This window comes from Azomonas macrocytogenes (assembly GCF_014191985.1).
Taxonomy (GTDB): Bacteria; Pseudomonadota; Gammaproteobacteria; order Pseudomonadales; family Pseudomonadaceae; genus Azomonas; species Azomonas macrocytogenes.
On sequence record NZ_JACHXI010000020.1, the window covers coordinates 34,035 to 53,073 of the forward strand.

21 protein-coding genes are annotated in these 19,039 nt (G+C 56.6%); 8 read left to right on the forward strand and 13 right to left on the reverse strand.

Annotated features, from left to right (window positions below; genetic code table 11):
• The 5 genes from hypB to hypE are packed head-to-tail and all read left to right on the forward strand — an operon-like array spanning position 1 to position 5,681.
• Complete coding sequence (gene hypB / locus FHR87_RS15710; protein WP_183167664.1) at positions 1–924, forward strand: hydrogenase nickel incorporation protein HypB; 924 nt, start codon at positions 1–3, stop codon at positions 922–924.
• A gap of 23 nt (positions 925–947) precedes the next feature.
• Positions 948–3,254, forward strand: a complete 2,307-nt coding sequence (gene hypF / locus FHR87_RS15715) for a carbamoyltransferase HypF (RefSeq protein WP_183167665.1) — start codon at positions 948–950, stop codon at positions 3,252–3,254.
• A 5-nt stretch (positions 3,255–3,259) separates the two neighbouring features.
• A complete protein-coding gene (locus FHR87_RS15720; RefSeq protein ID WP_183167666.1) occupies positions 3,260–3,514 on the forward strand; it encodes a HypC/HybG/HupF family hydrogenase formation chaperone in 255 nt (84 codons plus the stop codon).
• Positions 3,511–4,659 (forward strand): hydrogenase formation protein HypD, encoded by a 1,149-nt coding sequence (gene hypD / locus FHR87_RS15725; protein WP_183167667.1) that lies wholly within the window; start codon positions 3,511–3,513, stop codon positions 4,657–4,659. Before FHR87_RS15720 ends, hypD begins: the two co-directional genes overlap by 4 nt.
• A complete protein-coding gene (gene hypE, locus FHR87_RS15730; RefSeq protein WP_183167668.1) occupies positions 4,656–5,681 on the forward strand; it encodes a hydrogenase expression/formation protein HypE in 1,026 nt (341 codons plus the stop codon). Before hypD ends, hypE begins: the two co-directional genes overlap by 4 nt.
• 72 nt (positions 5,682–5,753) lie before the next feature.
• Here the strand turns inward: hypE and FHR87_RS15735 are convergent, their stop codons facing one another.
• Positions 5,754–6,317 carry a HupE/UreJ family protein gene (locus FHR87_RS15735; RefSeq protein WP_183167669.1) on the reverse strand — a complete coding sequence of 188 codons (564 nt, stop codon included), beginning with the start codon at positions 6,315–6,317 and terminating at the stop codon, positions 5,754–5,756.
• A gap of 342 nt (positions 6,318–6,659) precedes the next feature.
• Between FHR87_RS15735 and FHR87_RS15740 the strand changes: the two genes are divergently transcribed.
• The gene (locus FHR87_RS15740; RefSeq protein WP_183167670.1) at positions 6,660–6,869 is read left to right on the forward strand and encodes a cold-shock protein; all 210 of its coding nucleotides are present in this window, start codon (positions 6,660–6,662) and stop codon (positions 6,867–6,869) included.
• Positions 6,870–6,929: 60 nt separating this feature from the next.
• On the opposite strand, the gene FHR87_RS15745 is transcribed toward FHR87_RS15740, so the two are convergent.
• From FHR87_RS15745 to dapE, 3 genes are all read right to left on the reverse strand, one after another.
• Positions 6,930–7,304: a hypothetical protein gene (locus FHR87_RS15745; RefSeq protein WP_183167671.1), complete on the reverse strand. Its 375-nt coding sequence runs from the start codon at positions 7,302–7,304 to the stop codon at positions 6,930–6,932.
• Positions 7,305–7,412: 108 nt separating this feature from the next.
• Complete coding sequence (locus tag FHR87_RS15750; RefSeq protein WP_183167672.1) at positions 7,413–8,135, reverse strand: DUF2076 domain-containing protein; 723 nt, start codon at positions 8,133–8,135, stop codon at positions 7,413–7,415.
• A 219-nt stretch (positions 8,136–8,354) separates the two neighbouring features.
• The gene (gene dapE / locus FHR87_RS15755) at positions 8,355–9,494 is read right to left on the reverse strand and encodes a succinyl-diaminopimelate desuccinylase (RefSeq protein ID WP_183167673.1); all 1,140 of its coding nucleotides are present in this window, start codon (positions 9,492–9,494) and stop codon (positions 8,355–8,357) included.
• Between the two features lie 304 nt (positions 9,495–9,798).
• Between dapE and tcdA the strand changes: the two genes are divergently transcribed.
• A complete protein-coding gene (tcdA, locus tag FHR87_RS15760; protein WP_183167674.1) occupies positions 9,799–10,605 on the forward strand; it encodes a tRNA cyclic N6-threonylcarbamoyladenosine(37) synthase TcdA in 807 nt (268 codons plus the stop codon).
• On the opposite strand, the gene FHR87_RS15765 is transcribed toward tcdA, so the two are convergent.
• The 4 genes from FHR87_RS15765 to FHR87_RS15780 form a co-directional block, all read right to left on the reverse strand.
• Positions 10,602–11,018, reverse strand: coding sequence for a SufE family protein (locus FHR87_RS15765; protein ID WP_183167675.1), 417 nt, complete (start codon positions 11,016–11,018; stop codon positions 10,602–10,604). The two genes, tcdA and FHR87_RS15765, sit on opposite strands and share 4 nt — an antisense overlap.
• Positions 11,015–12,220 (reverse strand): aminotransferase class V-fold PLP-dependent enzyme, encoded by a 1,206-nt coding sequence (locus FHR87_RS15770; protein WP_183167676.1) that lies wholly within the window; start codon positions 12,218–12,220, stop codon positions 11,015–11,017. Before FHR87_RS15770 ends, FHR87_RS15765 begins: the two co-directional genes overlap by 4 nt.
• A gap of 72 nt (positions 12,221–12,292) precedes the next feature.
• Positions 12,293–13,324, reverse strand: a complete 1,032-nt coding sequence (gene dapD / locus FHR87_RS15775) for a 2,3,4,5-tetrahydropyridine-2,6-dicarboxylate N-succinyltransferase (RefSeq protein ID WP_183167677.1) — start codon at positions 13,322–13,324, stop codon at positions 12,293–12,295.
• Between the two features lie 62 nt (positions 13,325–13,386).
• Positions 13,387–13,740, reverse strand: coding sequence for an ArsC family reductase (locus FHR87_RS15780; protein WP_183167678.1), 354 nt, complete (start codon positions 13,738–13,740; stop codon positions 13,387–13,389).
• A 131-nt stretch (positions 13,741–13,871) separates the two neighbouring features.
• Here FHR87_RS15780 and FHR87_RS19515 point away from each other — a divergent pair, with 131 nt between their 5' ends.
• Positions 13,872–14,006 (forward strand): hypothetical protein, encoded by a 135-nt coding sequence (locus tag FHR87_RS19515; RefSeq protein ID WP_275944088.1) that lies wholly within the window; start codon positions 13,872–13,874, stop codon positions 14,004–14,006.
• Positions 14,007–14,134: 128 nt separating this feature from the next.
• On the opposite strand, the gene FHR87_RS15785 is transcribed toward FHR87_RS19515, so the two are convergent.
• The 5 genes from FHR87_RS15785 to FHR87_RS15805 all read right to left on the reverse strand — a co-directional run bounded on the left by FHR87_RS15785 (position 14,135) and on the right by FHR87_RS15805 (position 18,998).
• The gene (locus FHR87_RS15785; RefSeq protein WP_183167680.1) at positions 14,135–14,536 is read right to left on the reverse strand and encodes a VanZ family protein; all 402 of its coding nucleotides are present in this window, start codon (positions 14,534–14,536) and stop codon (positions 14,135–14,137) included.
• Between the two features lie 108 nt (positions 14,537–14,644).
• A complete protein-coding gene (locus FHR87_RS15790) occupies positions 14,645–15,763 on the reverse strand; it encodes a polysaccharide biosynthesis/export family protein (protein WP_183167681.1) in 1,119 nt (372 codons plus the stop codon).
• Positions 15,764–16,146: 383 nt separating this feature from the next.
• The gene (locus FHR87_RS15795; protein ID WP_183167682.1) at positions 16,147–16,917 is read right to left on the reverse strand and encodes a WecB/TagA/CpsF family glycosyltransferase; all 771 of its coding nucleotides are present in this window, start codon (positions 16,915–16,917) and stop codon (positions 16,147–16,149) included.
• Positions 16,907–17,785 (reverse strand): glycosyltransferase family 2 protein, encoded by an 879-nt coding sequence (locus FHR87_RS15800; RefSeq protein WP_183167684.1) that lies wholly within the window; start codon positions 17,783–17,785, stop codon positions 16,907–16,909. The genes FHR87_RS15795 and FHR87_RS15800 overlap by 11 nt, the downstream gene beginning before the upstream one ends.
• Positions 17,745–18,998, reverse strand: coding sequence for a hypothetical protein (locus tag FHR87_RS15805; protein ID WP_183167686.1), 1,254 nt, complete (start codon positions 18,996–18,998; stop codon positions 17,745–17,747). Before FHR87_RS15805 ends, FHR87_RS15800 begins: the two co-directional genes overlap by 41 nt.
• Positions 18,999–19,039 lie beyond the last annotated feature (41 nt).

Consider the following 19,039-nt stretch of genomic DNA (forward strand, 5'->3'; position numbering starts at 1 on the left):
ATGTGTACCATTTGTGGCTGCGAAACCGGCGAGGCTCGGATCGAAGGTCAGGCGTATCGCGTGCAGACCCAGGAGCGGATTCGGCATAGCCATATGAACATCCGGCGAGCAGTTGCTCCGGTAATTCCTGCGGCGGACAAGCCGGTGAGCGACGGGTTGGATCTGCATTTCGGCCAGGGCCCGGCGCATGCTCATGTACCGGGCTTGAGCCAAAGCCGCATGGTACAGATCGAGAAGGACATCCTGGGCAAGAACGCTGGCTATGCTGCGCAGAATCGCAGCCGTTTCGAGGCGTTGTCGCTGTTTGCGCTGAATCTGGTGTCCAGCCCCGGTTCCGGCAAGACCACCTTGCTGACCAGCACCATCCGGCAACTGGGTGGGCGCCTGCCGTTGGCCGTGATCGAGGGTGACCAGCAGACTGCCAATGATGCCGAGCGTATCCGTGCTACCGGCGTGCCGGCGGTGCAAGTCAATACCGGCAAGGGTTGCCATCTGGATGCCCATATGGTCGGCCTGGCTCTCGAACGACTGGAGCACCTGGACGGCGGGCTGCTGTTCATCGAAAACGTGGGCAATCTGGTTTGCCCGGCCGCCTTTGATCTGGGCGAGGCGCACAAGGTCGTCATCCTGTCGGTGACCGAGGGCGAGGACAAGCCGCTCAAGTACCCGGACATGTTTCATGCTGCGGACCTGATGTTGTTGAACAAGATCGACCTGCTGCCGCATCTGGATTTCGCTGTCGAGGCGTGTATCGAATATGCCCGTCGGGTCAATCCACGAATCGAAGTGCTCGAGGTTTCCGCGCGCACCGGAGTGGGCATGGGCGAATGGCTGGACTGGATCGACCGCCGCCGTACGGCCCGTATTCATGCCCGTATCGACGCCTTGAACGAGCAGGCCCGGGCGCTTGAGGCTCTGCTCTGAACAACGCTGCCGAGGTCGCTGAAATGCTCCGGTTGCGACTGCTGTTGAGCGGGCAGGTGCAAGGCGTGGGCATGCGACCTTTCGTCTATCGGCTGGCGACAGCGCTGGGGTTGTGTGGACAGGTGTGCAATACACGGCAGGGCGTGCGCATCGATCTGCAAGGCTCCGTCGCCGACTTGGCGAGCTTCACGAGTCGTCTACAGGCTGAACTGCCGCCGTTGGCGCGGATCGATGCGCTCCAGCGCGAAATCTGCCCGAGCGAACTTCGCTTCGAGCGCTTCGACATTATCCATACGCTGGATGAGCCAGCGCCGCTCATGCTCGGCGCGCCGCCGGATGCGGCGGTGTGCCCGGACTGTCTGACCGAGCTGTTCGATCCGCACAATCGCCGCTGGCGTTACCCCTTCATCAACTGTACCCACTGCGGGCCACGCTACACGCTGATGGAGCGCTTGCCTTACGACCGGGCCGGCACCAGCATGGCGTGCTTCGAGCTGTGCCCAGCCTGCCAGCAGGAATATGACGACCCGGCCGACCGGCGCTTTCATGCCCAACCCAATGCCTGTCCGGTCTGTGGGCCGCAGCTCTGGGGTGAGGACGGCGCTGGCCGGCGTCTGGCTGGCGATCCTGTGGCGCAGACGCTGGCGGTCATCGAGCAGGGCGGCATCGTCGCGCTGCGGGGTGTCGGCGGTTTCCATCTGCTGTGCGATGCGCGCAATGCCGAGGCTGTGGCTGAGTTGCGGCGGCGCAAGCGGCGGCCGGAAAAACCCTTCGCCCTGATGGCCGCCAATCTGCCCACATTGGAAACACTGGTCGAGTTGACCGACGTTGGTTGTCGCGAGTTATCCAGCCCGGCAGCCCCTGTTGTGCTGCAGCGCAAACGACCCGCCGCTGCCGTACTGGCTCCGCAACTGGCGCCACGGCTCGGTTGGCTGGGGGTCATGCTGCCGCACAGTCCATTGCACTGGCTGTTGTTCCACGAAGTGGCCGGGCGGCCGGGTGGGATTGATTGGACCAGGCGAGTGCAGTCACTCGTTCTGGTAATGACCAGCGCCAATCGGCAGGGCGAGCCGCTGATGACCGATAACGACGAGGCCCGCCGTACGCTGGCCGGGATCGCCGATCTCTGGTTGCTGCATGATCGGGAGATCGTGAGGCGCTGCGACGATTCGGTCATCAATGCCATCGGCGCCCCGCCAGCCGTCATTCGTCTGGGGCGCGGCTTGGCGCCACAGTTCATCGAACTGCCTTGGAGCGGTCCAGCGATCCTGGCGCTGGGCGGGCAGCTGAAAACCACCATCTGCCTGACGCGTGGCAACCAGGCCTATATTTCCCAGCATATCGGCGATCTCGACAATGCCGACAACTGTCGTGCTCTGGAGCGGACGGTCGCGCAACTGAGTGAACTGCTGGATATCCAGCCCGAGCATGTCGCCTGCGATCTGCATGCGGATTTCCATTCCAGCCGTTTCGCCCACGATTACGCCGAGCGCCATGGCCTGCCGCTGCGCCCGGTACAGCATCATCATGCGCATCTCTGTGCGGTGATGGCCGAGCATGGAATCAGCGAGCCGATATTGGGGCTGGCGCTGGATGGCTTTGGGCTGGGGTGGGATGGCCAGTTGCGTGGCGGTGAGTTGTTGGCAGTCTCTACGGACGGTTTCATGCCACTGGGCGAACTGGCTCCGCTGCCTTTGCCCGGCGGCGATAAAGGTGCCCGCGAGCCATGGCGCATGGCCGCGGCCGTGTTGCATACATTGGGGCGAAACCGGCAGATTGCCGAGCGTTTCGCCGACCAGCCGGCCTGCGTAACCGTTGCTCGAATGCTCGCCCGCGAGTTCAATTGCCCGCTCACCAGCAGTGCCGGTCGCCTGTTCGATGCGGCGGCTGGGTTGCTAGGCATCTGTCTGCGGCAGGATTTCGAGGCGCAGGCAGCGCTATTGCTGGAGTCGCTGGTCGTCGAGCTGCCGTTGGTGGAGCCCGGTCTTTGGCACATCAGGCCGGATAATCAGCTGGATTGCCTACCCTTGCTGGAGCGCCTGGCGGAAATGACCGATCCGCAGACCGGTGCAGAATTGTTTCATGCGGTCCTGATCGAGGCGCTGGCTGCCTGGGTAACGGCGACCGCCACGCAACATGGGCTTGAGCGAGTCGTCCTGAGTGGCGGCTGTTTTCTGAATATGTGCCTGCGCGATGGCTTGCGCGAGCGCTTGAAGCACAACGGGCTGCAGGTATGGCTACCGGAACGAGTCCCGGCGAACGATGCCGGCTTGTCGCTGGGGCAGGCGTGGGCAGTCCTGTTGAGCAGACAGAACATCAACATGAGGTAACGCAGATGTGCCTGGCAATTCCGGTTCGTATCGAAGAACTGGTCGATGAAGAAACCGCCGTCGCGCACATCGGTGGCTTGCGCAAGACCATCAATATCGCGCTGGTGGATGGGTTGCAGGTTGGTGACTACGTCATCCTACATGTCGGCTTTGCCCTGGAGAAACTCGACGAGCAAGAAGCGCAACGGACGTTGGCCCTGTTCACGGAGCTGGGGCAACTGGAACAAGTGCAGCAGGCTGCGCTGGAGGATGCCTCATGAAGTACGTCGATGAATTTCGCGATGGCGACAAGGCACGGCTCCTTGCCGCCCGCATCGCTGCCGAAGCGAGTCCGCTGCGTCTGTATCATCTGATGGAGTTCTGCGGCGGGCATACCCACGCCATTTTTCGCTATGGCATTGTGGACCTGCTGCCGGATAACGTGCGGCTGATCCATGGACCGGGTTGTCCGGTCTGCGTGATGCCTGTCGCCCGCCTGGATCTGGCGCTCGATCTGGCGCGCCGACCGGGTGTGATGCTCTGCACCTATGGCGACATGCTGCGGGTGCCCGGCTCAGGCCGGCTGACCCTGTTGAAAGTACGTGCCGAAGGCGCTGACGTGCGGATGCTGTATTCACCTGCCGATGCCTTGAAGCTGGCGCAGGCGCATCCGGATAAGGAGGTGGTGTTCTTCGCCATCGGTTTCGAGACTACTACGCCGCCTACTGCCCTGGTGATCGAACAGGCGCGAAGGCTGGGCCTGAAGAATTTTTCGGTGCTCTGCAACCACGTCCTGACCCCAGCGGCGATGCATGCGATTCTTACCACGCCCGAGTCGGAATCCGGCGAGCTGCAACTGGATGGCTTCATTGGGCCGGCGCATGTCAGCACTGTGATCGGCAGCGCGCCTTACGAACCGTTTCCCGAGCGCTATGGCAAGCCGGTCGTGATTGCCGGTTTCGAGCCCTTGGATGTATTGCAGGCGATTCTGATGCTGGTGCGGCAACTCAATGATGGGCGCGCCATGGTGGAAAATGAATTCACCCGCGCCGTGACCCGTGAAGGCAATACCAAGGCGAAGGGGTTGACCGAAAAGGTTTTCGAACCGCGCGAAAGCTTTGAATGGCGTGGTCTGGGTAGCGTGCCGTACAGCGCCCTGCGAATTCGCGAAGCCTATGGCGAATTCGATGCCGAACGGCGTTTTGCGCTGCACGTAAAGCCCGTGCAGGAAAACCGGGCTTGCGAATGCCCGGCAATCCTGCGCGGAGTGAAAAATCCACGCGATTGCCGGCTGTTCGGCACGTCCTGCACGCCGGATAACCCGCTTGGTTCCTGCATGGTGTCATCCGAAGGCGCGTGCGCCGCTTATTACCGCTACGGTCGGTATCGCGAAGCAGGGGCTGCGGCCCGGCAGGTGTATGCATGAACCGGCTCGATCTACGCAACGGCAAGGTGGAGATGGTACACGGCAGCGGTGGCCGGGCGATGGGGCAATTGATCCGGGAATTATTTGCCGCAGCCTTTCGCAACGAGTGGCTGGATCAAGGCAACGATCAGGCTCAATTCAGCTTGCCGCCGGGGCGGGTGGTCATGGCTACCGATAGCCATGTGATCGCGCCGCTGTTTTTCCCTGGCGGGGATATCGGCAGCCTGTCCGTGCACGGCACCATCAACGATGTGGCGATGGCTGGCGCCAGGCCTTGTTACCTGGCTGCCGGTTTCATCCTGGAGGAAGGTTTTCCGCTGGCCGACTTGCAGCGCATCGTCGAGTCAATGGCTGCTGCCTCGCGTGCAGCCGGGGTGCCGATCGTGACCGGTGATACCAAGGTCGTGGAGCGCGGCAAGGGCGATGGCGTATTCATCACTACGACTGGCGTGGGCGTGATGCCCCCAGGGGTAGAGCTTTCCGGAGATCGCGCTCGGCCAGGTGACAGGATTCTGCTTTCCGGGAATATTGGCGATCACGGAGTGACCATCCTGTCGTTACGCGAGAGCCTGGGCTTCGAGACAGAGATCGGTTCCGATTCCCAGGCATTGCATACCCTGGTAGCGGCAATGGTGGAGGCAGTGCCGGAAATCCGCTGCCTGCGCGATCCGACTCGTGGTGGACTGGCCAACACCTTGAACGAGTTGGCGCAGCAGTCCGGCGTCGGTATGCAATTGCTCGAACGGGAAATTCCGGTGCGCGAGCCGGTGCGGGCAGCTTGTGAGTTTCTTGGGTTGGATCCGCTGTATGTCGCCAACGAAGGCAAGCTGATCGCCATCTGCCCGGTGGAACAGGCTGAACGGTTACTGGCGACAATGCGCGCCCACCCGCAAGGACGTGATGCAGCGATCATTGGTACGGTGGTTGAGGATGTCCAGTGTTTCGTGCAGATGGAAACACTGTTCGGTGGCAATCGCATGGTGGACTGGCTTAATGGAGAACAACTGCCGCGTATCTGCTGAGCCGATTCATGGGCGACACCTAAAAGAAGACCGGGCACGCAGGCCCGGTCTTTGGTTTTCCAGCAAGCGCCATCAGACCATCATCAACGCACCGCTGGCGGCGATCAGCGCGCCAGCTCCACGGGCCAGCAGCGGCAAGCGCTGACGAAGCGTCGTGGTGAGCAGCCCTCCGGTCACGTGCAGGGCGAGACTGGCCGCGAGGAAGCCGCTGGCAAAGGCGATCACGCTGCCGCTGGCTTCCGCGCCATGGGCATAGCCATGGAAGATCGCAAAAAAGCCCGCCAGGGCCAGCGATACGAAAGCGGGTAGGCGAATGGCGCTGGCGAGCAACAGGCCCAGGAGCAGGACGGAAAGTGCGATACCGGTTTCCAGCAGCGGCAGTCCCGTACCGGCCACGCCCATGGCGAATCCGGCCAGCAAGGCCGTCAGGAAGGTCGCTGGAACAGCGATCTGCATGGCTCGTGGTTGCAGCGCAGCCCAGATACCGATGGCCAGCATTGCCAACAGATGATCTGCTCCGGTAAAGGGATGGAGCAAGCCGGCAATCAGACCGTTCCCGTCATGGCCGGCATGGGCGAATGCCGCACCGGGCAACAAAGCCAGGGCAAGCAGGGAAAACAGATGACGTTTGTTCATGAGCAACTCCTGATGATCGATTTCGTCATGCCGGCGACCTTCCATGAAGTGCCGTATTAAAGATGAAGAGAGGCGCAGCTTAATTCAAAAGCACAGCAGTCACCATGTTCGAATCAGCGCCTTGCATAGCTGTTTTGTCTTGTGGCAACGGAGGTATGGTTGTCCGCCAAAAACCGCTTTCAAGTCTCGGACCTTGATTTATACTCGGACAAGCGGTCGTTGCTGGAAACGCATTTCCATTCCGCAGCACGCAGCAGATGGATGCCGAAATGCTCGGTTTCTTGTCGAACCGCGAAGCGCCCTCGTCAGGGGGAACAATAAAAGCGAATTGGAGATGTGCTAATGGCTGGTCGTGAAACAGGAACCGTCAAATGGTTCAACGATGCCAAGGGGTACGGGTTTATTCAGCGTGAAGGCGGCGCGGACGTATTCGTCCACTATCGGGCTATTCGCGGCGAAGGCCACCGCTCTCTTGTAGAAGGTCAGAAGGTCGAGTTTTCGGTTACCGACGGCCAGAAAGGCCTGCAGGCCGAAGACGTCGCCAGCGTCTGATCGTACTGCTGGCGTTGCCGAAAGAGGCCCGTTGCAGGCGGGTTCCTCTTTTCATTCAGTTCAACCGGTGCGCCAGATGATCTCTTGCTCGCCTTGCTCGGTAAGGCTGATCCAGCGGTCGGCTTCCTCCTCTTGTTCGTCTTCCTGCCAACCTCCCGGCGCACAACGAATTTCCACCTGCAAGGCCTGATAGGCATCCCGGGCGCAGGCCAGATCGTCTTCCCAGGGCGTGTTGTCACTTTCCAGCAGCAGGCTGTGCCATTTACCAACGGCCTTGGGTAGCCAGACTATCGGGATTCCACTGGCGGATTCGCAGGTGGAAACCTCCCCTTTGGACTGCCAGGGCGAACAAGGCCCGAGGCTCTGTTCCAGCCAGGTTCCTACAGTTTGCCGATCGGCATCCTTGAGATAGATCTCGATATCCGGTTGACGCATGAAAGGGGACCTTGTGCGTGATGGGTGCTTGCTTGAGGCGAAACGAAACTCACCGCCCCAGGCGGTGAGTTGGCCAGAATCCAGGCTGGTGAAGGTAGCCGGAAGCTGTCAGACGAAAGAGTCGTCGTCGCTATCGAAGAAACCACCGTCGTCACCGCCAGAATCTGCTTGCTGGAAGTCATCGCTGCCATAATTGTCATCCATGCCTGAGTCAGCCCAGGCCCCTTGATCGGGCTCGGCAGCGCCGGTATCGGCTACAGCTGGAGCGGGTTCTTCATTGATGACCTGGACGATTTCTTCCGGAGACGAGTCGTGGAAAAGGCCGGAAATGGTATCGGCCAGCAGCATACCACCTGCCACACCCACTGCTGTTTGCATGGCTCCAGCCAGGAAGCCCCCGGAGCGGGAAGGGGCTGCTGCTGCATTGTTGCCCCAGCCAGCCGGATTGCCCTGGCCGTAGTTCTGCTGATTGCCCTGGCGCGGACCAGGCTCGTTCCAGCCGCTCCGGCTGGGTGTCGCTACCGATGTTTTATGGCTGGGCTGCTGGTCGCCACCACCGAACAGACTCGACAGGAATCCACCACTGCTGGGGCGGCTTTGCTGGAGTGAAGCTACCTGGGCTTCCAGCTCTTTTATGCGTTGGTCCAGACGCTTGAGCGCTGCTTCCTGGATGAGAATGACCTGAGCCATGTAGTAGGGGGCGGCAGGTTGCTCGCGCAGGCGCGCCTGGATGAGTTGCTCGGCTTGGCTATCGCGCGTGGCTGTCTGGTTTTCGGCTTCTTTGAGACGGGTGAACAAGCCGTCGATAAGCTTCTGTTCTTCAGTTTGCATGATCGGTTTCCTGTGTACGCGCGGCACTAGAACATATCTAGTCTAAACGTTGGTACTTCCTCGTTTGTATTGGTCACGATGGAAGCGGGTTGGCAGAGTGCTCGTGCCTACTAATATGCTGACGAGCCACTCGTTTTTCAATGTTGCCCGGGAGCGGAGGCGGAATTTGTCTTTCAGGCAATCCCTGCAACCGGATGGAACGTTGCAGCACGTAACGAATCAGGTCAGCAAGCGCACTAGTGTCCTGTAGTAAATATCGGTCAGCAGATCGAGATCACTGGCCAGAACCTTTTCGTTTACCTGGTGAATGGTGGCGTTGACCGGGCCCAGTTCGACCACCTGGGTACCCAGGGTCGCAATGAAGCGGCCATCCGACGTGCCGCCGCTGGTGGATGGGGTTGTTTCGCGCCCCGTCACCTCATGAATGCTGGCGGCGATGGCATCGAGCAAATCGCCCGGTTCGGTGAGAAACGGCAGACCGGACAGGGACCAGTCGATATGCCAGTCCAGCTTGTGCTTGTCGAGAATCATCTGGGTGCGTTGCTGCAACCGCTCGACAGTCGACTCGGTGGAAAAACGGAAATTGAATAGCGCGACCAAGGTGCCCGGTATGACGTTGGTCGCACCAGTCCCGGCATTCAGGTTGGATATCTGGAAACTGGTCGGCGGGAAGAAGGCATTGCCATCGTCCCAATGTTCGGCAGCGAGTTCGGCCAGGGCCGGTGCAGCCAGATGGATCGGATTTCTGGCCAGGTGTGGATACGCGACATGGCCTTGTTTGCCACGGATGGTCAGCGTGCCGCCAAGAGAGCCGCGGCGGCCATTCTTGACCATGTCGCCGAGCAGGTCGGTACTGGATGGCTCGCCGACGATGCACCAATCCAACTGCTGGTTGCGTTCTCGCAGGCGTTCGACCACCGCCCTAGTGCCATGCACTGCCGGGCCTTCTTCGTCGCTGGTAATGAGAAAAGCGATCCTGCCGCGGTGGTCTGGATGATCGCTGACAAAGCGCTCCACTGCGACCACCATCGCCGCGAGGCTGCCTTTCATATCTGCAGCTCCCCGGCCAAGCAGCATGCCCTGGGCGTCGATGATGGGCGCGAATGGTGGTTGCGTCCAGGCATCCTGCGGGCCGCTGGGGACTACGTCGGTATGCCCGGCAAAACAGAGAACCGGCCCTGTTGTGCCCCGAATCGCCCAGAAGTTCTCTACGCCTTCGATGGGCAGCGGTTCCGTCTGGAAGCCACAGGCAGCCAGGCGCTTCATCATCAATGGCTGGCAGCCTTCGTCCAGCGGGGTTACGGATGGGCGGCTGATCAGGTCACAGGCCAATTCGAGGGTCGGAGAAACGGGGGACATGCATGCTCCGCAATGGCGAAAACGAGGTCGGCATAGTAGCAGGCTGGGTGCTTAGGATGATTCTGTATCGATGCGAGCAAGGGCATGCCCATGCCCTTAGAGCCTGTTCACGATCTGCTGCGCGTCGGCCAAACGGCGATAAAACCGGCCTGGATCGCCAGCCCGGTCGGCATGCTCATTTACCACCCGTAAACTCGCGCACGAGCCCGGTCCGCTTCCTCAGTCGTTTTCGCCACCGTTTAGCTCTAGCTCGCGAGATCGTGAACAGGCTCTTATACTTTTCGCTCGTTTTCTGGAGGGTGGCATGGGTTTCGACGAGCAGCGTTTTGGCGGGATTGCCCGCTTGTATGGTTTGGCCGGTATCGAGCGTCTGGTCGCGGCCCATGTTGCTGTGGTCGGCGTCGGCGGGGTTGGTTCTTGGGCTGCCGAGGCGCTGGCGCGTAGCGGGGTCGGGGAGATTTCCCTGTTCGACCTGGATGATGTCTGTGTCAGTAATACCAACCGCCAGTCGCACGCTTTGGTAGGCTCCATCGGACAACCCAAAGTCGAGGTGCTGGCCGCGCGTATTCGCGCTATCAGTCCTCATTGCCTGGTCCATCCTGTGACCGATTTCGTCACGCGGGAAAGCATGGCCGAGCACATCACGGAAAACCTGGACTTCGTGCTCGACTGCATCGACAGCGTACCGGCCAAGGCCGCGCTGATCGCCTGGTGCAAAAGACGCAAGATCGGCATCGTCACGACCGGTGGTGCAGGCGGGCAGATCGATCCCACCCGGATCGAAATCGTCGATCTGAACAAGACCTATAACGATCCCTTGGCTGCCAAGGTGCGCTCTTTGTTACGTCGCGACTACAACTTCTCGCGTACGCCGGGGCGGCATTACAGTGTGCCCTGCGTTTTTTCTTCCGAGCAGCTGCGCTATCCGCAAACCGATGGCAGTGTGTGCCAAAGCAAGGGATTTATCGGTGAAGGCGTAAAGTTGGACTGTGCTGGTGGCTTCGGTGCGGTAATGATGGTCACTGCCAGTTTCGGCATGGCGGCGGCCGCCAAGGCGGTAGAAAAGCTGGTAGCTGGAGCACGACGGCCTTCGGAGAGAGGTACCGGCTAGGTTTTTGTGTCGGCCAGTTCACGCATTCGCTGTAGCACGGCGTTCAGTCCGTTGCTGCGGGAAGGCGAAAGCTGGCGAGACAGCCCGAGCTGGGCGAACCAATCGGCAAGGTCGATGGTATCCAGCTCCTGGCGCGTAAGGCCATTGATCCGCAGCAGCAGCAAAGCCAGCAGGCCACGCAGGATGCGCGCATCGCTCACGGCACGAAAATGTAGGTGATTTTCGCTGCTGGCGTCGATCAGCCAGACCAGACTTTCGCAGCCCTGGATCCGGTTGGTTTCATTGCATTCTTCGGTGCCGACCGCTTCCAACTGGTTTCCCCATTGCATCAACAAGCGGGCCCTTTGTTCCCAGCTAGCGGCCTGCTGAAAACGTTCCAAGACCTGGGCAGCCGCAGTGGGTAGGGCATTCATGCCAGCAATTCCAAGGCTTGATCGAGAGCAGTGAAGAAGCGCTGCAGGTCGGAAGAATCGTTGTACAGTCCGAGTGAAACCCGGATTGCTCCAGCCAGCCCGAGATGTTTCATCAGCGGCATGGCGCAGTGGGTGCCGCTGCGTACTGCGATACCCTGTTCGGTGAGTAGATGAGATAGGTCTGCATGATGAACGCCGATTGCATTGAAACTGACCAGCGCGGTCTGGGGGTGGGCGACGATGCGGATGCTTTTTCGTGCGAGCAACCCTGCCATTAGCTCCGCATGCAAGGACTGCTCATGGGCCGATACGGCGACCATATCCAGCCCTGCCAGATAATCGAGGGTTGCTCCAAGGCCGATCACTCCGGCAATTGGTGGCGTGCCGGCTTCGAATCCGAAGGGAGTCGAATGAAATTCCGCGGCGTGATAGTCGGCGGCGCGCACCATTTCGCCACCGAATTGCCAGTGTTGCAGTTGGTTCAGCGCTTCGTTTCGGCCATAAAGGATACCGACGCCATCCGGTCCGTACAGCTTGTGACTGGAAAGTACGTAGAAGTCGCAGCCTATTTTCTGTACGTCATGACGGCCATGTACCGCGCCCTGTGCACCATCGATGATGGTCAAGGCACCATGGGTTCGGGCCATGGGCAGCAACTCTGCGAGTGGTTGCCAGCTACCGAGCACGTTGGATAATTGGCTTACCGCTAGCAGTCGGGTGCGTGAGCCGATCATCTGGCGTGCCGCATCGAGATCGACCATTCCTGCATCGTCGATGGGCAGGATGACCAGGCGGGCCTGTCGCCGCAGGGCAAGCTGTTGCCAGGGCAGTAGGTTGGCATGGTGCTCCAGGGCGCTGACCACAATGTCGTCGCCTGGCTGGATCAGGTGCTCCAGGCCATAAGCAAGCAGATTTAGGGCTTCGGTCGCGCCACGGGTGAAGACGATTCGACTCGGGGAGCCGGCCCCGATCCAGTCAGCCATTTTCTGGCGTGCTGCCTCGAACGCCTGGGTCGAGCGTTCGGCTGGCAGATGCTGGGCGCGGTGTACGTTGGCTATGCCGTAGCTATAACAGGCATGCAAGGCATCGATCAGTACCAAGGGTTTCTGGGCGGTCGCGGCGCTGTCGAGGTAGGTCTGGTTTTCAGCTTCGAAAGCTGCCAAGGCAGGAAAGTCGGAACGCCAGGGAGAGATCAGCGACATGACGGACTCGAATCACGGGCTCTATGCAGGGAGGGCAGGGTAAGCCTGCCCTTTGTCGGAGCTGCGGTCGGCTCAGTTATGTGCGTGCAGCACTTCATTGAGTTCGATTGCGGACTTGTGGGTTTTGCATTCGACCGCCCCGCTCAGGGAGTTGCGGCGAAACAGTAGGTCCGGCTGTCCTGCCAGTTCCCGGGCCTTGACCGCCTTGACCAGCTGATTGTGCTCGTCCAGTAGATGCACCTTGGTGCCGGCAGTGATGTACAGACCCGCTTCGACTGTGTTGCGATCCCCCAGAGGAATGCCGATTCCTGCGTTAGCGCCGATCAGGCAACCTTCACCCACCGCGATCACGATATTGCCGCCGCCGGAAAGCGTACCCATGGTAGAGCAGCCACCGCCAAGGTCGGAGCCCTTGCCGATGAACACGCCTGCGGAGACGCGGCCTTCGATCATTCCCGGGCCTTCGGTTCCGGCATTGAAGTTGATGAAGCCTTCATGCATCACGGTTGTGCCTTCGCCGACATAGGCGCCGAGGCGAATGCGTGCCGTATCGGCAATGCGCACGCCAGCCGGCACCACGTAGTCAGTCATTTTCGGGAATTTGTCTACCGAGAATACTTCCAGCAGTTCGCCTTTCAAGCGCGCTTCCAACTGCCGTTCGGCCAGCTCGGCAAGATCCACGGCTCCCTCGTTGGTCCAGGCCACGTTGGGCAGCAAGGGGAATATTCCACTCAGGTTCACGCCATGCGGTTTGACCAGTCGATGCGAGAGTAAATGCAGCTTTAGATAGGCTTCGGGAGTGGAGGTCGGTGCCGAATCCTCGACAAGCAGGGTCGCGACCAGTGGGCGATGGCTTTCCGCCAGGCGGGTCAGCAGTGCGCTTTGCGCGGTGTTCAGCGGCTTGAGCGCTTCTGCCAGTTGACTAGCCTGGGTATTGGTGATGGCAATGGCCTGATTGCCACCCGAATAGTTCAACAGGGAAGCGATTGCGTCGACCAGTTCACCGGCCGGATTCAACAGGGGTTGCGCATAGAAGATTTCCAGCCAGTTTCCCTGGCGATTCTGTGTACCAACTCCAAAAGCCAGGCTGAAAAGCGTGGACATGCTCGTTTTTCCTCTTTACGTTCCGCCATACCCAAACCGCTTTCTTGGCTGGTATGCCGGTATCAATTAAGTGACAAGGCCGCTGCGTAGATTTCCGGCTTGAAGCCGACCAGGGTGTGCTTGCCCAGATCGAGAATCGGTCGTTTGATCATCGAAGGCTGGGTCAGCATCAAATCAATGGCTTTGTCCTGGTTGAGATCGATCTTGCAGGTCTCATCGAGTTTGCGAAAAGTTGTACCGGATCGATTGAGTATCGTCTGCCAGCCATGCTCCTCGCACCAGGCTTGCAGGTGCTGACGATCGATGCCAACGCTCTTGTAATCGTGAAAAGCATAGTGCAAGCCTTGCTGATCCAGCCACTGGCGAGCCTTTTTCATGGTATCGCAAGCCTTGATCCCGTAGATAATATAGGTCATTGATTGTTAAAGGAGTCTGCCTGTTTAAGCATTCTCCTGATACTCCTGCCGGATCGGGATGCCGATTATGCCATGAGGCTGATCGATCCTGAGTTTCAGCGATCGAGTGCATAAGATATTTTGGGGTACGCATGCAGCGACAGCTGGCGCTAAGCATAAGGATTATTACAGGTTCATTTGGCGCTGATGGTAACGCTTACCTGATGCATGACAAATCGATAATTGCTGGAATTGCAAAAGCTGAATATAAAAGCGAGCAAGTGTGAATCACTACAAGTTCATCTGGGGCGGGATGGCAGTTGCAATAAATTTATCTGAATATTTCTAATTGTTTTTCTTACTGTTTGCTGTTGAGTATTTTTAATTTGCAATGATGGAGTCATTGTTCAATGACTTATTTCCGATCGTAGATTTCTTTGAAAAAACCTACTGCGGAAATTTCAATAATTATGCCGAGCATACCGAATACAATATCCATCAAGGAGGCAGTTCTATGTGGCAAGAGCATTTGTATGAGTTCTATGGCCACGGTGAGCAGGGCAAGTAATGCCGCCAATTTGAGGTGATGTAGAAATTGGAATGCCATTCGCCCGGTGCATGCCAGCATGGCAAAGGCACCGAAGTGATAAAGCTTGTCTGCCTGTGGAAAGAGCAGGTCTGGTTGTGACGGTTTCAAAGCCATCACCAGAACGAAAACCAATGTAAGCCAGAAGATTCGGCAAAAAATACGAGACAGGTCTTTTGTGGATGAAAACGGTTTTGGAGAGGGTTCGATCGAGGCTTGGTTATCGGTCATTTCGATTCGTGACTGGAATGATGCCTTGTCAGACGTTAGAAAGACTCGGTGTGCCAAGCTTTTGCTTGGCACCCTGGTAGCTTGTTTTTATTTCAAACTATCAGCTCATCACTGAGAGAAGTTGTATTTTGCATTGGCGCCCGTTCCCACAAAGGTGGCAGAAGGTATCAACTGGTTGATGTAGCGGTTCCAGCGAGTAATGCTTGCCGGGCCGATATAGACCACGTCCTGGGGTTGCAGCATGAAATGTCTGGCAAGAGCAAAGGACGCTGGCGATTTTGCATTCAGTTTGAAGACTGTCGCTTTTTCGTTTTCCATATTTCTGACGCCGCGAATCACATATACGGCTTCTGCATTTGCAGTTTCCTGGGCAAGACCACCAGCACTGCCGATAGCATCCATCAGGTTCAGGGTTGTAGCCTTGAAGGTCATGGCTTGCGGCAGTTTTATCTCGCCCAAGACATAGATCTTCTTCTGATCATTATAGGGTAGGTGAATTTGGTCGCCATGTTTCAGGTAGACCGCGTACAGCCAGGATTCAGGACGGTTGAGGCTGTCGATGTTGAGGATGTATTCGCGGCCATCGCGTCTGAGGCTGAGATTTGTAAGATCGGCCACCTCGGTCGCCACGCCGGCCTGCCCGAGTACCTGAACGATCGAGATTGGTACGCCAGTCACCGGAATTTCCCCAGCTGTCTTGAAGGCACCGGAAAGCACTACGCGCTGGCTGCCGTAACGCAATATACCGACATCCACCTGCGGGCTATCGATGTAGCTTGCGAGACGACGGGCAATGGCTGCACGCAGTTCCTCGACCGTCATGCCTTCTGCCTTGATCGTGCCGATATAGGGATAGAAAAGCGTCCCATCTGCGCGAACCAGACGACCATTTGCATCTATCTGTTGTTGCGGCCCGGACGGGGCAGTGAGCTCCGGATGATCCCATACCGTTATGTAAAGCAGATCATTCGGACCAATACGGTAAGCCGTCGGCTTATAGCTCAGCAGCTCTCTCTTCTGTTGATCGTTGATGGTGAATATGGTGGTCTGGTTTTTCTGAACGACTTCCGGAGTGATTTTTACAAGATTGACGCTTGCGTCATTGCCATCTTCTGCCGTTGTGTTTTCTTCGAAATCATCTGGGTCGAGGTATTGGCCAGGAGACCAGACGCAGCCTTGTAAGGCGATCATGGCTATGCCAGCAAAAGCAAATAGGGATTTTTTCATGGGTTCATCCTTGATGGACATAGTTATTAGGACAAGCCGCAAGACGATTGTAATTTCCGGTCTGAGTGCCTACGCGTTGATTGAGCCATTTCAACTGTGGCTGAGTGCACTCTTGCAGTCCTTTGCAATATTTTTACATTTAGAACAAAAATGTTTCTCCGAAATTCACAGCAAGTGTGGCTAACCATTTTTTGGTATTGATTGGTCGCACGAGTTGTAGTCAAGAGAAATTTCCTTTGAACCTTCGATTATTCCTACGCCTTCAGATAAACCCTTTCATATCAAAAGGATATCAAAGTGATTCGGGCAAATGGATAGACCGCTCCGATTAGCTTGAGTTCCTCTGAATTTTTCATGATTGGAAAGATTGCCAACGTTAATAATTAATGGTCCGGTTTGGCTGAATTGGCAGCTTTACGGGATTTCAGATTTCTTTCCCGTAAATAGGCAGGAATTATGAACATGAAGTTATTGAGGTAGCGCTTGCCCAGGCGACGAGGTTCAAGGGTAGTGCGATAAAGCCATTCGAGGCGTGCTTCCTGCATCCATTTCGGTGCTCTTTTTACTGTGCCTGTAGCAAATGAAATAGAGGCTCCGATACCTATGCCCATACCGGTTCTTTCATGGCTTTGTACTTTACTGGCAAGTATTTCACCCTGAGGAGTTCCAACGGCATAGAACACAAGATCCGATGGATGTTCGCGGATGAACGCCAGGCAGCGCTCGACTTCTTCCGGGTGCTTGATGAAGCCCATTGGCGGGTTGTAGTGATCCAGTTTGATATTCGGATACATGCGAAGTAATTTGCCGCATTCGGCGCTGGTACTTCCAATCAGTACTATGCGTAGATGATCTTCATTGGCCCATTTGAGAAGATCGAGCGTCAGGTCACTGCCTGTGATCACTTCCTTGACATGTACACCCAGTGAGTTGAGCAAGGGCATGATGACACGGCTGTCACAAAGACGAAGACGTGCTCTGTCATAAGCATCACGAAACGCTTCTTCGTTTCTGACACGAGCCAGATGGTCCATGTTGGGCGTGACCAGGTATGAATAGGGCTGCTTGATCCAATCGCGAATACAAGCCAGCAGTTCCGCTTTACTGCCGGTATAGAAATCGATGCCGAATGCGGTATTGTTTTTACTTGACACTCATTGTTACTCCTTTGAAGGCTCCCTTGATTCCAGACCAGACCAGGTTGGGTTTCCTGAATTCCTGAATGGCCATGATTCCCGAAAGCAGACAAGCTGAAACAAAGGCAAATGCCGATCCATAGAAGCGTTTGTTAAAGCGTACTGCCGCCCGGTTGCGGTAGTAGTGATAGAAGGCCGAGCGGCCGCCCGAACTCATTGAGCCGTGATGGTAAATCCGGCTTTCCGGGATCACCTGGCTGGTGATACCTAGTTTTTTAGCCTGGTATTGCCAGTCGACCTCTTCGGAATACATGAAATACTCTTCATCCATGAGGCCTACTTGATCGAGTAGCGATTTCGAGAAAGCCAGGCTGCAGCCCATGACATAGTCAGGCTTGTCCTGCAGGTTCTGTATGTTTTCCAGAGCCAATCCTTTACCGAGCAACTTCGTTTTGCCTAGCAAGGCATATACTTTGCCGCCGCCATAACATTCCAGGCGGCCAGTTTCGGCACTGAGGATTATCGATCCGACAAACTGTTTGTCGTTTTTCTCCAAGGCATCTTGAAGCGGCTTGAAAGCGTCACAGTCAACATAGGTATCGTTATTCACGATCCAGAAGTTTGTAATGTCCAGATTGTTCAAGGCCCAGCGAATGCCATAGTTATTACCGCCGGCATAACCATTATTTTCCGGATTGGCCAGTACTGTTACTTTCGATTGGCCGGTCGTTTGTTTCCATTCGTTGAACGCCTCAACGGAGCCATCCTGGGAATCGTTGTCGACAAGCACTATATGATCAACCGAAGTACAGTGTTGCAGTATACTTTCCACACATGTAACGGTTTCAGTAGCTGCCTTGTAATTGAGAATAAGGGCGACGTTCATAAATTCCTTCCAGGGTGCGGTAGTGCATGGCTCTTAACGAGAGAATGACGAAGTAAATGGCAAAAACTGGCTGATCGTATTCGAAAAGACCGTTGAGTGGCCAGGTAATGAAGTAGGCAAACAACGACGTATAGATAAACGTCATGTCAGAGCAAATGTTTTTGGCTATATAGTTGTAGACATATAAGCTTATCGGAACAACTAGAAATGCTAGAAATCCGAAACGAAAAGCCGTGCCGAAAAATCCTACATCAGAAAGAAAGAACCATTCGCCGAAATAAGGAATGAAGCCATCATTCCACATCAAGGAAAGCGATCCGCTGGGCAACCAGTTGACTTGATCCAGATGATGGAATATCTGATCGATGGTGTGCCCTCGGATATTGTCATCCATCCCCTTTTGTGCGGCCTGAGTGTAAAACTCAACATTCAGGCCTAGCAGCTTCAGCAGATCCGGGAAGAAATAGAATGGCAATGCCAGTACAACAAGTGCTACGGCCCAGACGACAGCCTTGAGGCGCAGACAGAACAGAGTAAACAGCAGGCACATGGCAAGCAGTTGGCGAATCTGAGTACCGAATGCCAGGGTCATCAACATGACAAAGGCAACCAGCAAATAGAAATTCTTGCTGCGCTTTGATCCGTCGATGGGCGAGGTACCGGTTGACCAGATCTGAATGCCATAGAAATAGGCCAAGGCCATCAAGTTGGGACCGATCGTAGAGCGGTCTGGCCGTTCGGACGAGAGAACCTTTTCGCGGGTATCGGCAATCAGGCCGAACTTGAAACACCAAGTGAAAAACACCGCGATCATGGCGCTGTAGACGATGGCGCGCTCGAATTCCAGAACGTTGACGCGTTTGGCCATAAATAGCAGCGGAATGGCTCCCAGGCAGAACATTACCCGGCGTTCTTCGATGATTCCGTAGATGAGTGGCTGACCATACATGAGGTTGGAGAAGATGGCCGGCAAAATAATAAACATGAAAATCGAGAAGGCGGAATAATAGAGCAGCAGATGGAATTCACGTGAAGAGTCTTCCGATTTCGCCATAATCAGAAAGCCCGCAAACCCTATACAGATAGCAAGATAGAGCTCATTGATCATCTTGATTCCATAGGGGTTGTGAATGCTTTCCCCCAGCACGGAAAAGTGCAGGAAGAGCCCTAGAATCAAAAGGGGAAAGTAGATTTTCGAACTGTTGATAGTCATCGCGTTCACTACATCCTCAAAGTAAGTCAGTCCCTGACTGA

Coding starts and splice junctions, on each gene's coding strand:
- hypB (WP_183167664.1), top strand. CDS start 1: ATGTGTACCATTTGTGGCTGCGAAACCGGCGAGGCTCGGATCGAAGGT.
- hypF (WP_183167665.1), top strand. CDS start 948: ATGCTCCGGTTGCGACTGCTGTTGAGCGGGCAGGTGCAAGGCGTGGGC.
- FHR87_RS15720 (WP_183167666.1), top strand. CDS start 3,260: ATGTGCCTGGCAATTCCGGTTCGTATCGAAGAACTGGTCGATGAAGAA.
- hypD (WP_183167667.1), top strand. CDS start 3,511: ATGAAGTACGTCGATGAATTTCGCGATGGCGACAAGGCACGGCTCCTT.
- hypE (WP_183167668.1), top strand. CDS start 4,656: ATGAACCGGCTCGATCTACGCAACGGCAAGGTGGAGATGGTACACGGC.
- FHR87_RS15735 (WP_183167669.1), bottom strand. CDS start 6,317: ATGAACAAACGTCATCTGTTTTCCCTGCTTGCCCTGGCTTTGTTGCCC.
- FHR87_RS15740 (WP_183167670.1), top strand. CDS start 6,660: ATGGCTGGTCGTGAAACAGGAACCGTCAAATGGTTCAACGATGCCAAG.
- FHR87_RS15745 (WP_183167671.1), bottom strand. CDS start 7,304: ATGCGTCAACCGGATATCGAGATCTATCTCAAGGATGCCGATCGGCAA.
- FHR87_RS15750 (WP_183167672.1), bottom strand. CDS start 8,135: ATGCAAACTGAAGAACAGAAGCTTATCGACGGCTTGTTCACCCGTCTC.
- dapE (WP_183167673.1), bottom strand. CDS start 9,494: ATGTCCCCCGTTTCTCCGACCCTCGAATTGGCCTGTGACCTGATCAGC.
- tcdA (WP_183167674.1), top strand. CDS start 9,799: ATGGGTTTCGACGAGCAGCGTTTTGGCGGGATTGCCCGCTTGTATGGT.
- FHR87_RS15765 (WP_183167675.1), bottom strand. CDS start 11,018: ATGAATGCCCTACCCACTGCGGCTGCCCAGGTCTTGGAACGTTTTCAG.
- FHR87_RS15770 (WP_183167676.1), bottom strand. CDS start 12,220: ATGTCGCTGATCTCTCCCTGGCGTTCCGACTTTCCTGCCTTGGCAGCT.
- dapD (WP_183167677.1), bottom strand. CDS start 13,324: ATGTCCACGCTTTTCAGCCTGGCTTTTGGAGTTGGTACACAGAATCGC.
- FHR87_RS15780 (WP_183167678.1), bottom strand. CDS start 13,740: ATGACCTATATTATCTACGGGATCAAGGCTTGCGATACCATGAAAAAG.
- FHR87_RS19515 (WP_275944088.1), top strand. CDS start 13,872: ATGCAGCGACAGCTGGCGCTAAGCATAAGGATTATTACAGGTTCATTT.
- FHR87_RS15785 (WP_183167680.1), bottom strand. CDS start 14,536: ATGACCGATAACCAAGCCTCGATCGAACCCTCTCCAAAACCGTTTTCA.
- FHR87_RS15790 (WP_183167681.1), bottom strand. CDS start 15,763: ATGAAAAAATCCCTATTTGCTTTTGCTGGCATAGCCATGATCGCCTTA.
- FHR87_RS15800 (WP_183167684.1), bottom strand. CDS start 17,785: ATGAACGTCGCCCTTATTCTCAATTACAAGGCAGCTACTGAAACCGTT.
- FHR87_RS15805 (WP_183167686.1), bottom strand. CDS start 18,998: ATGACTATCAACAGTTCGAAAATCTACTTTCCCCTTTTGATTCTAGGG.